This is a genomic window from Chitinilyticum litopenaei DSM 21440 (genome assembly GCF_000428145.1).
In the GTDB taxonomy this organism is placed as follows: Bacteria; Pseudomonadota; Gammaproteobacteria; order Burkholderiales; family Chitinibacteraceae; genus Chitinilyticum; species Chitinilyticum litopenaei.
This window is the reverse complement of the sequence record NZ_ATZJ01000007.1, coordinates 103,484-117,712: the sequence shown is the minus strand read 5'-3', so window position 1 is coordinate 117,712 and position 14,229 is coordinate 103,484. Positions and strand designations below refer to the sequence as shown.

At 60.6% G+C, this 14,229-nt stretch carries 14 protein-coding genes; 11 read left to right on the top strand and 3 right to left on the bottom strand.

Annotation, left to right across the window (positions count from 1 at the left end):
* Positions 1–5 precede the first annotated feature (5 nt).
* The 10 genes from lpxD to C515_RS0104945 all read left to right on the top strand — a co-directional run bounded on the left by lpxD (position 6) and on the right by C515_RS0104945 (position 8,991).
* Positions 6–1,037, top strand: a complete 1,032-nt coding sequence (gene lpxD / locus C515_RS0104990; protein ID WP_028454640.1) for a UDP-3-O-(3-hydroxymyristoyl)glucosamine N-acyltransferase — start codon at positions 6–8, stop codon at positions 1,035–1,037.
* A 2-nt stretch (positions 1,038–1,039) separates the two neighbouring features.
* Positions 1,040–1,492 carry a 3-hydroxyacyl-ACP dehydratase FabZ gene (fabZ, locus tag C515_RS0104985; RefSeq protein ID WP_211233978.1) on the top strand — a complete coding sequence of 151 codons (453 nt, stop codon included), beginning with the start codon at positions 1,040–1,042 and terminating at the stop codon, positions 1,490–1,492.
* A gap of 3 nt (positions 1,493–1,495) precedes the next feature.
* Positions 1,496–2,287: an acyl-ACP--UDP-N-acetylglucosamine O-acyltransferase gene (gene lpxA, locus C515_RS0104980; protein WP_308417120.1), complete on the top strand. Its 792-nt coding sequence runs from the start codon at positions 1,496–1,498 to the stop codon at positions 2,285–2,287.
* A gap of 2 nt (positions 2,288–2,289) precedes the next feature.
* Entirely contained in the window at positions 2,290–3,459 is a 1,170-nt protein-coding gene (gene lpxB, locus C515_RS0104975) for a lipid-A-disaccharide synthase (RefSeq protein WP_043648136.1), read from the top strand.
* Positions 3,456–4,046 (top strand): ribonuclease HII, encoded by a 591-nt coding sequence (rnhB, locus tag C515_RS0104970; protein WP_028454636.1) that lies wholly within the window; start codon positions 3,456–3,458, stop codon positions 4,044–4,046. Before lpxB ends, rnhB begins: the two co-directional genes overlap by 4 nt.
* A 162-nt stretch (positions 4,047–4,208) precedes the next feature.
* Positions 4,209–5,069, top strand: a complete 861-nt coding sequence (gene motA / locus C515_RS0104965) for a flagellar motor stator protein MotA (RefSeq protein ID WP_028454635.1) — start codon at positions 4,209–4,211, stop codon at positions 5,067–5,069.
* Between the two features lie 27 nt (positions 5,070–5,096).
* On the top strand, positions 5,097–5,999 hold the full coding sequence (gene motB / locus C515_RS0104960) for a flagellar motor protein MotB (protein ID WP_028454634.1): 903 nt from the start codon (positions 5,097–5,099) through the stop codon (positions 5,997–5,999).
* Between the two features lie 5 nt (positions 6,000–6,004).
* Positions 6,005–6,730, top strand: a complete 726-nt coding sequence (locus tag C515_RS19580) for a class I SAM-dependent methyltransferase (RefSeq protein ID WP_051304646.1) — start codon at positions 6,005–6,007, stop codon at positions 6,728–6,730.
* Positions 6,727–8,094 carry a GAF domain-containing protein gene (locus C515_RS0104950; protein WP_028454633.1) on the top strand — a complete coding sequence of 456 codons (1,368 nt, stop codon included), beginning with the start codon at positions 6,727–6,729 and terminating at the stop codon, positions 8,092–8,094. Before C515_RS19580 ends, C515_RS0104950 begins: the two co-directional genes overlap by 4 nt.
* A 105-nt stretch (positions 8,095–8,199) precedes the next feature.
* A complete protein-coding gene (locus C515_RS0104945; protein WP_245574987.1) occupies positions 8,200–8,991 on the top strand; it encodes a TrmH family RNA methyltransferase in 792 nt (263 codons plus the stop codon).
* Here C515_RS0104945 and C515_RS19575 read toward each other — a convergent pair.
* The 3 genes from C515_RS19575 to C515_RS0104930 are packed head-to-tail and all read right to left on the bottom strand — an operon-like array spanning position 8,960 to position 12,818.
* A complete protein-coding gene (locus C515_RS19575; RefSeq protein WP_051304645.1) occupies positions 8,960–10,924 on the bottom strand; it encodes a transglutaminase TgpA family protein in 1,965 nt (654 codons plus the stop codon). The genes C515_RS0104945 and C515_RS19575 overlap by 32 nt on opposite strands.
* A complete protein-coding gene (locus C515_RS0104935) occupies positions 10,921–11,898 on the bottom strand; it encodes a DUF58 domain-containing protein (RefSeq protein ID WP_043648133.1) in 978 nt (325 codons plus the stop codon). The genes C515_RS19575 and C515_RS0104935 overlap by 4 nt, the downstream gene beginning before the upstream one ends.
* Entirely contained in the window at positions 11,898–12,818 is a 921-nt protein-coding gene (locus tag C515_RS0104930; RefSeq protein WP_028454630.1) for an AAA family ATPase, read from the bottom strand. The genes C515_RS0104935 and C515_RS0104930 overlap by 1 nt, the downstream gene beginning before the upstream one ends.
* 419 nt (positions 12,819–13,237) lie before the next feature.
* Between C515_RS0104930 and C515_RS0104925 the strand changes: the two genes are divergently transcribed.
* Positions 13,238–14,185: a histone deacetylase family protein gene (locus C515_RS0104925; protein WP_028454629.1), complete on the top strand. Its 948-nt coding sequence runs from the start codon at positions 13,238–13,240 to the stop codon at positions 14,183–14,185.
* Positions 14,186–14,229: the final 44 nt, after the last annotated feature.

Below are 14,229 nucleotides of genomic sequence, written 5' to 3'. Positions count from 1 at the left end.
AAGCCATGGAATTGAAACTTAGCCAGATTGTTGAAAAGCTTGGCGGTGAATTGCGCGGCGATGATTTGCTCATCGCTGGCTGTGCCGGCCTTCAGGAAGCTAGGGCGGGGGACATTTCTTTTCTGGCTGGTGCCAAGCATGCCGGTCAGGCGAGGGCTTCCCTGGCCAGTGCGCTGATTGTGAAGGATTCCGAGGACGACGGCTTTATCTGCTCCAGAATTGTCACCCGCGATCCGCTGCTGTATTTCGCCCGTCTGGCTGCCCTTTTTCATCCGGGAAAAACAGCCATTCCCGGTATTCATCCTACAGCGATCATCGCCAGCAATGCCGTGATTCATCCGGACGCGCAAATCGAGGCTGGCGTCATCATCGGCGACAGGGTGCGTATCGGGGCAGCAACACGTATCGGCGCCGGTTCCGTTATCGGTGATGACGTTCTTATTGGTGAGCACTGTCTGCTGCACCCACGCGTGACGATTTACCACGATTGCAGTGTCGGTGATCGAGTCATTCTGCATTCCGGTTGCGTGATTGGCAGTGATGGCTTTGGCAACGCCTGGGCCGGTGATCATTGGGAGAAAATTCCCCAGTTTGGCCGGGCCATCATTGGCAATGACGTCGAAATCGGCGCCAACACGACCATTGATCGCGGCGCGGCAAGCGACACGGTCGTTGCAGAGGGTTGCCGTATCGACAATCTTGTCCAGATCGCGCACAACGTGCGCCTGGGCAGGCATACGGCAATTGCTGCCAAGTCCGGAGTAGCCGGCTCCACACATATTGGCGATTTCTGCCTGATTGGCGGCAACGTCGCCATCAGTGGCCACCTGCAAGTTGCTGACCGGGTTACGGTCATGGGAGGCAGCAATGTCGCCAGCGACATCAGGGAAGCTGGCGTTTATGCCGGCGTGACCCCGGCAATACCCCATTCAAAATGGTTGCGCAATGCCGTGCATTGGCGGCATCTGGACGATCTGGCAAAAAAAATCAGGCAACTTGAAAAGCAGATTGCCGCATTGACTGAAAAGGGAGAGTAATAATGACGCCGATGGATATTCGCACAATCATGAGCCATTTGCCTCATCGCTATCCGTTCCTGCTGGTGGATCGGGTTATTGACCTTGAGGTGGGCAAATCCATTCGTGCCATCAAGAATGTTTCCATGAACGAGCCGTTTTTCCAGGGCCATTTTCCCTCCTATCCAGTCATGCCGGGCGTGCTGATTCTCGAAGCCCTGGCGCAGGCTGCCGGGGTTTTGACTTTCAAGAGCATTGATCCGGCACCGTCAGAAAATACCATCCTGTTTTATGCCGGGATTGACAATGCCCGTTTCAAGCGTCAGGTCGTTCCCGGTGACCAGTTGGTGCTGGAGGCGGAAATCACGGCCAGCAAACGCGGCATCTGGAAATACACCGCTCGTGCTCTGGTCGATGGCGAACTTGCTGCCGAAGCCGATCTGATGTGCGCCCAGAAAGAAGTAGAACGTTCCTAAGGATTGAAGCGTCGCAAGATGACAGCCATTCATGCAACTGCCATCGTGAGCCCCAGCGCGGAGCTGCACGAAAGCGTATCGGTCGGGCCGTATGCCGTGATCGGTGATCACGTCCGGATTGGCGAAGGCTCCGTGATCGCCGCCCATGCGATTATCGAAGGACACACGGTTCTTGGCTGTAACAATCACGTTCATGCGCATGCCTCGATCGGTTGCGCACCGCAGGACAAGAAATACCGTGGCGAGCCCACACGACTGGTGATCGGTGATGGCAATACCTTTTTCCAGTCCGTCACGGTTGCCGTCGGTACCGTGCAGGACGAAGGGCTTACCTCGATTGGCGATGACAACTGGCTGATGGCCTATGCACACATCGGCCACGACTGCCATGTCGGCAATCACACCATTTTTGCCAATAGCGCCACCCTGGGCGGACATGTGCATGTGCAGGACTATGCCATTCTGGGTGGCTTGTCGGCGGTGCATCAATTTTGTGTCATTGGCGCACATGCCATGGCAGGCGGCGGTTCCATCATCGTGCAGGATCTTCCGCCATTCACGATCTGCGAGGGCAATCGCGCCGTGGCGCGAGGCATCAATAGCGAAGGCCTGAAACGGCGTGGTTTTAGCGCCGAACAGATTCTTGCCATCAAGCGCGCCTACAAATTGCTTTATCGCTCGGGCAAAAGCTATGAGGAAGCGGTGGCGGAGATTCGCCTTGCCGCTGACACAGAGCCGGCGCTGGCTGCGTTTACGCGCTTTTTTGCCCTGTCCAGCAGGGGTATTCTGCGCTAGCCATGAGGGATCATTTGTTCGAGGGCAATACGGGGCCGCGTATTGCGATTGTTGCTGGCGAGGCATCCGGTGATTTGCTGGGAGCAGCACTGGTTGCCGAATTGCGCAAGCGGTTTCCCGACGCCCAGTTCGCCGGTGTCGCCGGACCAAAAATGCAGGCGGCAGGCGTCAAGACCATCGAGCCGATCAGCACACTGGCGGTGGGCGGCCTCGTGGAAGTCTTGCGCCACCTGCCTGGTCTTCTGCGCCTGCGGCGCAGGATAGTTCAGGCCTGTCTTCAGGAAAAGCCTGATCTGTTCATCGGTATCGATGCGCCGGATTTCAATCTGGGCCTGGAGCGCAGACTGAAGAAGCGCGGCATTCGCACCGTGCATTATGTGAGCCCTTCCATCTGGGCCTGGCGCCCAGAGCGCATCAAGAAAATTCGCGCTGCCGTCAACCACATGCTGCTGATCCTGCCTTTCGAGCAGGAGATCTATCGTACCGCCGGCATACCGGCAAGCTATGTCGGACATCCGCTGGCGGAAATGCTGCCGCAGCATCCCGATCGCGCTGGCGTGCGCGAACAGCTTGGACTGGCGGAAGACGCCCGCGTGATTGCCGTGCTGCCCGGCAGCAGAATGCGCGAGCTGGATGCACTGGCGCCCTTGCTGGTGGAAACAGCACGCAGGCTTGCCGAAAAAGAACCGGGACTGGTGTTTCTGGTGCCGCTGATCAGTCGGGAAATACGTGCCCACTTTGAGCGCGAAATCTGGCGCCAGGAGGCCCAGGATCTGCATTGGCGCCTGATGTTCGGGCATGCCCACGAAGCCATGATTGCCGCCAATGTCGTGTTGCAGGCTTCGGGTACGGCAGTGCTGGAAGCGGCCCTGCTGAAACGCCCGGCGGTCGTGACCTACCGGGTTTCCCCGCTCACCTACCGCATGGTCAAGCGCAAGTTTCTGCTGCCTTATGTCACCTTGCCGAATATCCTTGCCGGCAAATTCGTTATCCCTGAGTTTCTGCAGGAAGACGCCAACGCCGAGAACCTGTGTCAGGCAGTGCTGAATTATCTGCACGACAAGCCGCTGGTGGCCGCACTGGAAGCGCATTTCCACGCCGAGCATGAGCGCTTGCGCTGCAATGGCGCTGCCAAGGCGGCCGAGGCCGTGGCCGGAGTGCTGGCCGCATGAATGAGGCCCCCTTGATCTGTGGTGTTGATGAGGCAGGGCGCGGGCCATTGGTTGGCGCCGTTTTCGCCGCCGCAGTGATCCTTCCGCCCGGTTGCGTTCTGCAGGGGCTTGCCGATTCCAAGACACTGAGCGAGAAACGTCGCGAAATGCTCTTCGGGCAAATCCAGGAGCATGCACTGGCCTGGTCAATTGCCGAGGCCAGTGTCGAGGAAATCGATCAATTGAATATCCTGCATGCCACCATGCTGGCGATGCGAAGGGCAGTGCAGGGGCTTGCTGTCACGCCGACCGAGGTGCTGGTGGATGGCAACCGCCTGCCTCCCGGTTTGCCTTGCCCGGCCCGTGCGATCGTGAAAGGCGATGCGCTGGAGCCCGCGATTTCTGCCGCATCCATCCTCGCCAAAGTGGCCAGGGATCGATCGATGCATGAACTCGACCGTCAGCATCCGCAGTATGGGTTTGCCCGTCACAAGGGCTATCCGACGGCCGAGCATCTACAGGCTCTGAAGCAGTACGGCGTTCTAGCCAGCCACCGGCAGAGCTTTGCACCGGTCAGGCAAATCTCGGCTCAGGGTTCGCTCTGGTAACACCACTGTTCATGCAGGTCGGCTGGCTGAAGCTGTCGTGCCTTGGTCTGCTTTGGCCTGTTCGGGTTGTGGCCCCGATTCAGAGCCTCTAATATCTAGCCATGGCTGTCAGCAGCCGGGTTAACGCCGTCTCCCGCTCCGCAATCAAGGACCTTTTCGCGCATGTTTGTCATCGTCGGTTATGTGTTCATGTGTGTCTGCATTCTCGGCGCCTATGCATGGCATGGTGGTCATTTGGGGGTGTTGTGGCAGCCCAGCGAGATCGTGATCATTTTTGGCGGCGCGCTCGGGGGCATGATTGCGGCATATGGCGGCAAGCCCCTGAAGGCAACGATGAAGGCGCTGCCCAGCATCTTCAAGGGTAGCCCGTATTCAAAAGCCTTTTACATGGACCTGTTTGCCTGCATGTTCGAGCTGCTCTCCAAGGTGCGCAAGGAAGGCCTGATGTCCATCGAGGGCGATGTGGAAGACCCGCACGCTAGCCCGATCTTCTCGAAATACCCCAAGGTCTCGCACGATCATCACGTGGTCGAATTCATGACCGACTACCTGCGCCTGATGGTGGGGGGCAACCTCAATGCCTTCGAGATCGAGAATCTCATGGACGTTGAACTCGAAACGCACCACCACGAAGTTGAATTGCCGGCCACGGCCATCACCAAGCTTGCCGATGGCTTGCCAGCCTTTGGTATTGTTGCCGCAGTGATGGGGGTGGTGCACACGATGGGTTCGCTGCATTTGCCGCCCAGCGAGCTAGGCAAGCTGATTGGCGCCGCACTGGTCGGTACCTTCATGGGGATCTGGCTGGCTTACGGTTTTGTCGGCCCGCTGGGCACCCTGCTGGAAACCAAGGCCAAGGAATCAACTCAGGTCTTCCAGACCATCAAGGTGACCCTGCTTGCCAGCCTGAACGGTTATGCGCCGCAAGTCGCCGTCGAATTCGGCCGCAAGGTGCTGGATTCGACCGAGCGTCCCAGCTTCCAGGAGCTGGAAGACTTCGTGAAGAACGCCAAGAACAAGTAAGCCGGATCAGCAAACAGGCAGAGCAGCATGAGCGACGACTCCCAGCGCCCAATAGTCGTAAAGAAAATCAAGAAAGGTGGCCATGGCCATCATGGCGGTGCATGGAAAATTGCCTACGCCGATTTCGTGACAGCCATGATGGCATTCTTTCTGTTGATGTGGCTGCTGGGCTCGGTGTCCAAGGGCAATCTCAAAGGCATTTCCGACTATTTCTCGAATCCGCTGAAGGTCGCCAATGCCGGCGGTTCGGGGGCAGGGGATGCCGAGTCGATCATCCAGGGTGGCGGGCAGGATTTGAGCAAGCAGGCTGGGCAGGTCAAGAAGGGCGATGTGCCACCGCTTGAAGAATCTGCCAAGGACAAGAAGCGCCTGTCTGACCTGAAAAAGAAATTTGAAGCACTGATGGATGACAAGAGTCAGACGAACACCAAGCTCAAGCAGTTCAAGAGCCAGTTGCGTTTTGACATGGTTGCTGAAGGCCTGCGCATCCAGATCGTAGACGAGCAGAATCGTCCGATGTTCCGCTCCGGCAGTGCCGTGCTTGAACCTTATGCCCGCGAAATCCTGCATGAAATTGCAGTGCTGCTCAATGAAGTACCGAACGCGGTGTCCCTGTCCGGGCACACCGATGCTTCACGTTTTGCTGGCGGCGCAGCGGGGTTCACCAACTGGGAGCTATCCGCCGAGCGTGCCAATGCGTCGCGTCGCGAACTGGTGACTGGTGGCATGAGCGACGAGAAAGTCCTGCGGGTGAATGGCTTCGGTGACAAGGTGCACCTCGATGCCGGCAATATCTACAATCCCATCAATCGCCGCATCAGCATTGTCGTTCTAAATCGTGAGGCCGAGCAGGATATCAAGGAACAAGCCGGCCGTGGCGACGAGGCCGCGCCCGATGCCCCGGCGGCTTCTGCGGTCAGCGTCCAGTAGTACTCATGATGTTTCTTCGCTCGCAAGCTGCGGTCTTTCTGCTGATTGCTGCCTTGACGGCGACTGGTTTCGTGGGCTCGCAGGGATACGTTCCAGCTGGAGGGGCGCTTGCCATCAGCTGTACGCTTGCCGTCGTTCTAGCCTGGCGCCTGCACGACGGCCGGTGGTGGTGCCTGATTCATGCGCTGTTTTTGCCTGCCGTCGTTGTGGTTCATCAGCTGGCCTTGCCTGCCTGGTATTTTCTTGGTGCAGCCATCCTTTTGTGGCTGCTGTCCGGTTCGGCAATCCGTGATCGTGTGCCCCTGTATTTCTCGGGAGGCGGGGCCCTGCAGGTGCTGGTCGAACGGGTTCCTCCCAACGCGCGCCTGATTGATCTGGGAGCGGGGACTGGGCGCGTGCTTGCACACTTGCACCGGCATCGCCCCGATTTGCAGCTCAGTGGCATTGAGCGCAGCCCTTTGCTCTGGTTGCTGGGCCGCTGCAGTCTGCCTTCAGCCATCGACTGGCGGCGCGGGGACTTGCGCAGGCTGGATTTGTCGGCATTTGATTGTGTCTATGTTTTTCTGTCCAGCGAGCCCATGGCTACTGTTTGGGAGAAGGTCTGCAGTGAAATGGGCGAGGGGGGGATGTTGATCAGCAATAGCTTTGCCGTTCCGGATGTAAGGCCGGACGACGTGGTCGATTGTGGCGACTGGAAAGGCGGCAAAATCATGTTCTGGCGAATCGCATGACGCGCAGCAGCCCCTGGGTTGTCTTCTGGCAGCAGCATGCCTTGCCCATTCTGCAGGCCAGCAAGGAACAGCTTGCCGCCCTCAGACGCCGCGGCGAGCAGGCGCGCCCTGCCGATATTGTCGCGCTGATTTTGTCCGATCCACTGCTGTTCGTTCAGGTGCTGCGTTTCGCCAATCAGCGCCCGAAGAGCAGTCTGGCTGCGGACATTATCGCCATCGAGCATGCTGTCATGCTGCTCGGCGTGGTGCCGTTTCTGGAGCGTTGTGTGCAATTGCCGGCGCTGGAAACTCTGCTGCAGGGCAAGTTGTCGCACGGCCAGTTGCTGAACCTGATCGCCCGCGCGCGCCTGGCGCAGCGCCTGGCGCGGGAGTTCAGCATCCTGCGCAACGATGCCTATCCGGAAGAACTGGATGCCGCAGCCATGCTGGGTGTGCTGCCCGCTGTGCTGGCAGAGCTCGGGCCAGTGCTGCAGGCACCGCCACAGGGCGAAACTGGCTTAGCCGACCTGTTGCACGCCTGGCAGATTCCCTCCGTTTTGCACAAGCTCTGCATTCCCGAAGAGCTGCCCAGTGAGCGCGCCCGCTTGCAGCACAAGCAGCACGCCTTGGTGCAGGTACTGGAGCAGGGCTGGTGGGTGGCAGGCGTTGGCGAAAACCTGTCCGCCATCGCGGCCATCCTGAATCGCGATCCGGAAGAAATCTGGCAGCGCACCGTGCGCATCGGCGTGCAGTTTATCCGCCAGGATTGGCGCTACCCGCAGATTGCCATCTGGCCGGCATTTCTGCCGATGCAGCCGGGTGAATGGCCCAAGCCGGCAAGCAGCACCCAGACTCAGCCTGCGGCCCAGGCGGCCGAGGCACCACGCGACATACTGGCCGAGCGCCTGCAAGCCCTGCATCTCGCCGCTCAGCAAGCCACCGCCACCAACCAGATCATGTCGCTGGCAATGCGTGCTCTGGTGGAAGGCCTGAAGCTGCCCCGCATCGCTTTTATCCTGCTTCAGCCCGAAGAGCAGATGCTGAAGGTCCGCTATGCGCACGGTTTTGCTAATGGTGACCCGATGCGTGCACTGGCGGTATCGCTCAAGGAAAGCAGTCTCTTCAGCCAGCTGCTGCAAAAACCGCAGAGCATCTGGCTCAGTCCCGAACAGTACCCGCGCTACGCGCCGCATTTGCCGCCCTCATTCCGGGCGCTTGGCAGCGAGCCTTGCTGCCTGATGTCGATTTTTGTCGGCAACAAGCCCCTGGGCTTGATTTATGGGGACTGTCATGGCCAGCAGAGCCTTGGCGAGCGGCACTATACATATTTCAAGCAGGTCTGTACCCTCACGAGCCGCGCGCTGACCCGTTTTGCGCAGCGCTAGCGCTTGCAGTGATGCCATCACTGCCCATAGGCCGCATCTTGCCTCGTCCGCATGTATTCTCTGCGTCCTGCAGTGCAGGCGCCAACACAGAACAGGTTCGCAATCGTGTCCGACTTCATCCAGTCCGCCAGCAATCCGGCATTCAAGTCGGCACTGAAACTTGCCACGCAGCGTCGCGAACGCTTGAAGCAAGGCAAGACGCTCTTGGATGGCGCGCATCTGCTGGCTGCCTGGCTGGATGCCGGTCTTCAACTGGAGCGGGTGTTTGTCACTGAAGAAGGGCTGCATGACCCGGAAATCGCTGCACTATTGCGGCGTCATCCCGGTACGCCATGCGTACTGGCCGCGCCCTTGTATGCACAGCTGAGCGAATTGCCCAGCCCAAGCGGGGTGCTGGCCATTGCATCATTTGCCGACTTTGGGGGTATGCCGCTGCAGCGTGGGCTCTGCCTTGCTCTGGATGGCATACAGGACCCAGGTAATTTGGGGAGCATTCTGCGTACCGCTGCGGCGGCAGGGGTTGATCAGGTGTGGGCAGGGCTGGGCTGCGCGGATGTCTGGTCGCCCAAGGTGTTGCGGGCGGGCATGGGCGCCCATGCCGTCCTTGATATTTGCGACCGCGTCGAACTGCTGCCCTTGCTGGCCGGATTTTCCGGGCGCATCGCTGCGACCTTGCTGGATGGTGCGATCGACCTGTACCGGGCCGACTGGACGGGTGATGTGGTGCTCGTCATGGGCTCGGAGGGCACGGGGGTGAGCCCGGCCATTGCCGGTCTGGCTTCGCTGCGTCTGCGCATTCCCATGCAGCCCGGCATCGAATCGCTGAATGTCGCAGCCGCAGCCGCCATCTGTCTCTACGAACGAGTCAGGCAGTGCGGTTTGCCGGCAGGCGCTTGAGCCCCCGCAGCAGGGCGTACTGGCGCTTGCGGTCTTCGGGGCCTGGGCTCACGCCATAGCGTGCGCGGATGTAAAGCTGGGTAAATTCGCTGACCTGTGCTGCGGCCTGTGGCCACTCCATGGTGACACGTCTGGCAAAATCAGCCGGGCCTTCGTGCGGTAACCGGGTGTGGCCGCGCTTGCCAAGCAGGCGACAGAAGCGTGCGTATAGCTGCTGATCCGCATCCTTGGCGGCGCGCGCGGCAAATGGCCAGCGGCTGGCCAGTAAAAAACCGGCGAACAGGATCAGGGCAATGCCTCCCACTAGCCCGGCCAGAAATTCCCAGCTGAACACATCCGGAATCTTCAGTTTGCGCAGCACTTCCAGCTGGCGGCGGGCGTCGTACTGCACGACCCAGTTGTTCCACAGATACATCAGGGCATCGCTCTGCATGCGCAGGCCCTTGAGCCAGCCGGCTTCGGATTGCAGCATCAGCGGCAGCTCGGTATTGGCGGGCAGACTTTGCGCAAGTCCTTCCTGAATGCGCGCCGGAGCGATGACGGCGGTCGGATCGACCCGCTGCCAGCCACGACCGGCCAGCCAGACTTCCACCCAGGCGTGTGCATCGGCCTGTCGGACGATGTAGTAATTGCCCGTTTCGTTCTTTTGGCCGCCAAGATAACCGGTGATGACCCGGGCCGGTACACCGGCAGCGCGCATCAGAAAGGCATAGCTGCTGGCGTAGTGCTCGCAGAAGCCCCGTTTGCTGGAGAAGAGAAACTCATCGATGGGTTGCTGGCTCGTCAGCTTGGGCGGATTCAGGGTATAGCGAAAGCCGTTCTGCTGTAGCCAGAGCAGGCCCCGCTGCACGCGCTGGCTTGCCGGCAGGCCGCGCCAGCTGGCGGCCAACGCTTCGGCGCGCGGGTTGCTGCCAGCGGGGAGGATCAGCATGTCTTCGGGTACGAGCTGTTCGGCGCTGGCCCAGTCCAGTGCCGAAGTCAGCTGATAATTGATGCGCTTGTCGACATTCTGTGTGGCCAGTACTTGCCGGGCGGGTGTCATCCAGGCCCCGCCAGGTGGGCTTGTCGGTACATCCAGCGCCAGCAGCCAGCGCTGCTGATGGGCTTCCAGCGTCACGCTGTAACTGACTGTTTGCAGCTGACGGCTCAGCGGTTCGGCTGGCGCGCGAACCGGTGGCGCGGTCAGCCAGCGCTGCCCGTCAAACAGGCCAAACACCGGGCCGCGCCAGTAGAGCTGGGAGCGTGCAGGTTCGGCGCCGCTGAATTCGGCGCGGAAGGCCACCGATTCGTCGGTTGCCATTTCACTGATGCTGCCCGGATCCAGTACCTTGTCGGACAACCCGCTGATGGCCTGTGGCTCGGCAGGCATGCGCCACAAAGGGCCTGGCAAACGCGGAAACATCACGAACAGCAGGATTGCAAGCGGAATGGCCTCCAGGCAAAGCAGACCGGTGAGGCGCGCCTGACTGTGCAAGCCGCCAGCCGGGTTTTCTATACGCAGCGCGCACAGCAGCGTCAGGCCGATGGCCAGCAGGGACGATAGCGCCATCAGCGGGGTTTGCTCATGCAGAAATTGCCCGCCAGCGCTGAAAAAACACAGCAGTACGACCAGGCGGCCATCGCGCCGTGTCCGGGCTTCAAAGGTTTTCAGTACCACCAGGCTGGTGAAGATCGCCAGCCCGCCGTCCTGTCCTACCAGACTGCCCAACTCCTTCCAGACCACAAAAGCAGTAGTGGCTGCCATCAGCCAGACGAGCCAGCGCGCCAGCAAGGGTTGTCTGGCATGGGCGCGTCCGATATGGATGGCGAGGAGGATACCCAGCAATATGGCCAGCCAGCCCCCGAAGCTGAGCAGATGCGGCAGCGAGATCAGTGCCGTCAGCACCCCCATTTCCAGCTGCTGCTGGGCGGTCAGCGTCGGGCTGGTTTTCATGAACGGGCCTGCTCGGCAGGGAAAAGGGCCAGCTGGCCCAGACAGGCTTCGCGATGCTGGGGGCCGCTGCCCGGGCCAATCTGGCGGTGGGGCAGGGTGAGTGAATAGCTGCAGCCCGCCTCTTCCGCCGCAAGCACCCAGGCGGCCAGCCGCGACAGGCGGCTTTCCACGTCAGGCAATTCCAGGGCATGCCAGTCCAGATCGATCAGCTCGCCGGATGAAGCCTCCAGTTGCTTGCTGCTCAGCACGCCACTGCGTGCGCTCTGCTTCCAGGCAATGTGCTGAGCGGTGTCGCCCAGCTGGTAAGGCCGCAATCCGGCGACTTCTTCGCTGCCCGCGATCGCACGCATGCCCTGCGCGGTATTGCCGGCTTGCCTGGGCAGTGGAGGCGGTGCAGCTTCGGGGCGTGGATAGACGAGCACTTCGGCGGCCAGTTGCGCATAACTCCAGCAGCGAAACCAGCCTACAGGCGCCGTACTGACTATCCGCACGCGCGGCATGGCATGCCGTCCGCGCTGCAATGCCGGCATGCCTGGCCGCAGCACGCCTTCCCCATCCGGCGCCAGTTCGGTCAGCAGGCTGGCAGGGATATCGGCATGAATGCCGAGCTGGATGTTTACCCGCCGGCGGGCAACAGTGCTGCTGAGGCGCAGGCTGAACTGGGCGGTATCACCGGCAAATACCGGTGTTGCGCCAGCCGCTTCAAGGGTGAGCCGGTGCAGATTGAGAAAGCTGTGAATCAGTGCGCCGTGCGTGATGCCGGCAAGCAGGAACGCAGCAAAGAACATCAGGCTGTTCTGGTAATTGATTGCACCCAGCAAGAGCAGCAGGATCACCATCACCACCGCCAGCCCGTAGGGGGTAGGCAGGACGAAGATGTTCTTCAGGCCCAGCGTCTGGCAGGCCGAATTGACGGCGAGCCGGCGCTGCAGCCAGATTTCATAGCGGTGGGCGAGCGGGGCAGGCAGCTTCATCAGGGAATGGCAATCTGTTGCAGCAGCTGCTCGGCCAAGCCATGCGCGGGCTGGCCGGTGCTGCGCAAGAGCATGCGGTGGGTTGCCACGCCGGGAAAGATGGCCTGGACATCTTCCGGCAGGACGAGATCTCGTCCTTCTTGCCAGGCGTAAGCCCGTGCCAGGTTTAGCATGCCCAGCGCGGCCCGCGGGGAGAGTCCGTAGCTGATGTCCTGATGATGGCGGGTGGCATGCACCAGCAGCTGAATGTAGTCCAGCAGGGCCGGGCTGGCATGCACCTTGCGGATTTCCTGTTGTGCGTGCAGCAGTTCGCCCGGGCTGACCACGGCCGCGAGGCTGGCCAGCGTACTGCGGCGGTCTGCGCCTTGCAGCAGCGCGCGTTCGGCGGCAGCGTCCGGATAACCCAGCTCGACGCGGATCAGAAAGCGATCAAGCTGTGATTCGGGCAAGGGGTAGGTGCCGATCTGCTGCAGCGGATTTTGCGTGGCGATTACGAAAAACGGCTCGGGCAGGCGATGGCTGGTGCCATCCACGCTGACCTGCTGTTCCTCCATCGCCTCCAGCAGGGCTGACTGTGTCTTGGGGGAGGCGCGATTGATCTCATCAGCCAGTAGCAGTTGCGAAAAGAGCGGGCCTTCGTGAAAACGGAATTGTTCGCTGCTGCGTTCATAAACGGAAACGCCGATCAGGTCGGCCGGCAGCATGTCGCTGGTGAACTGCACGCGACGGAAATCCAGGCCGCAGCATTGCGCCAGTGCGTGGGCAAGCGTGGTTTTGCCAACGCCGGGCAGGCCTTCGATCAGCAGATGTCCACGGGCGAGCAGGCAGGCCTGGGCCAGCCTCAGGATCTGCGACTTGCCAAGAATGATGGTATCCAGTGTGGCCAGTGTTTTCTGGAAGGCTTGCTGCAATGAATTCATCTGCCGGACCTTGGAACGATTTCTTTCAAAATGACATGTCCGTCCTGCCTTGTCATCATCTTCTTTCGGTTTGCCGCTGTCAGGGCACGCGCGTAGACTAGGCTCTGTTGAGGGTTGATTAGTTTTTACGCAGCCCCGCCAACTGGCTGGGGCGCGAAGCCAAGCGCAAGTCAATACGGGTATTGACGAGCATGGGCGACAAAGCATCCGGCAAGCATGGCGGGGCTGCCCTGCGGGCGATGGGCTCTTTTGCCCCATTACGGCGTTATTTGCCACTGACAGTACCCGTACTGCGGCGTGGCAAATGCCTGGTACTGGGGCAAAATAGCCCATCGCGTAAAAATTAATCAAACCTCAACAGAGCCTTATAAAAGCAACAGATAAAAAGACGCGGCCGTCGAGCCGCAGGAGATGGCAAGGTGTCCGCATGGAATAGCGCAGGTGGAGCTACCGCCTATGTTTCTCATTCATCCTGCAGCATGCACGACATGGGCAAGGGCCACCCCGAATGCCCGGCGCGCCTGGCCGCCATTCAGGACAGGCTGATTGCCGCCGGGCTCTGGGACTATCTGCTGCATGTCGATGCCAGCCCGGCATCCCGAGAGCAAATCGAGCGTGTGCATGCCGCGGCCTATCTGGACGAACTGGCCACGCGAAGCCCGGCTGTCGGCACGGTACAGCTTGATCCTGATACCGCGATCAATGCCTACACGTTGCGGGCGGCCTATCACGCAGCTGGCGCCGGCATCAAGGCGGTCGATCTGGTCATGCAGGGCAAGGCCCAGAATGCCTTCTGCGCCATTCGCCCACCCGGCCATCACGCCGAACGGGCCCAGAGCATGGGCTTCTGCTTTTTCAACAACATCAGCATCGCAGCCCACCACGCGCTGGCCTGCCATGGCCTTGAGCGTGTGGCCATCGTTGATTTCGACGTGCATCACGGCAACGGCACCGAGGACATCTGTGCCGGCGATGCGCGCATCCTGATGGTCAGCATTTTCCAGCATCCGTTTTACCCCTACAGCGGCGATGTGCCCAAGGGCAGCAATATGGTGAATGTCCCGCTGCCGCGGGCCAGTACCGGGCAACAGTTCCGCGAAGTGGTCACGGAACGCTGGTTGCCGGCGCTGGAGGCGTTTGCCCCCCAGTTCATTTTCATTTCGGCCGGTTTTGACGCCCATCTCGAAGACGACATGGGCTCGCTCGGACTCGTCGAGGCCGACTATGCCTGGGTTACCCGGCAGCTGATGCAGCTGGCGGCCCGTCACGCCAGCCATCGCATCGTCTCCATGCTGGAAGGGGGATATGATCTCTCGGCGCTTGGGCGCAGCGTGGCCGAGCATGTGCGGGTGATGACCGGAGACTAGGACTATCGGCTAGAATGGACCACCTCTTCGCCCTGTTCGCCCAC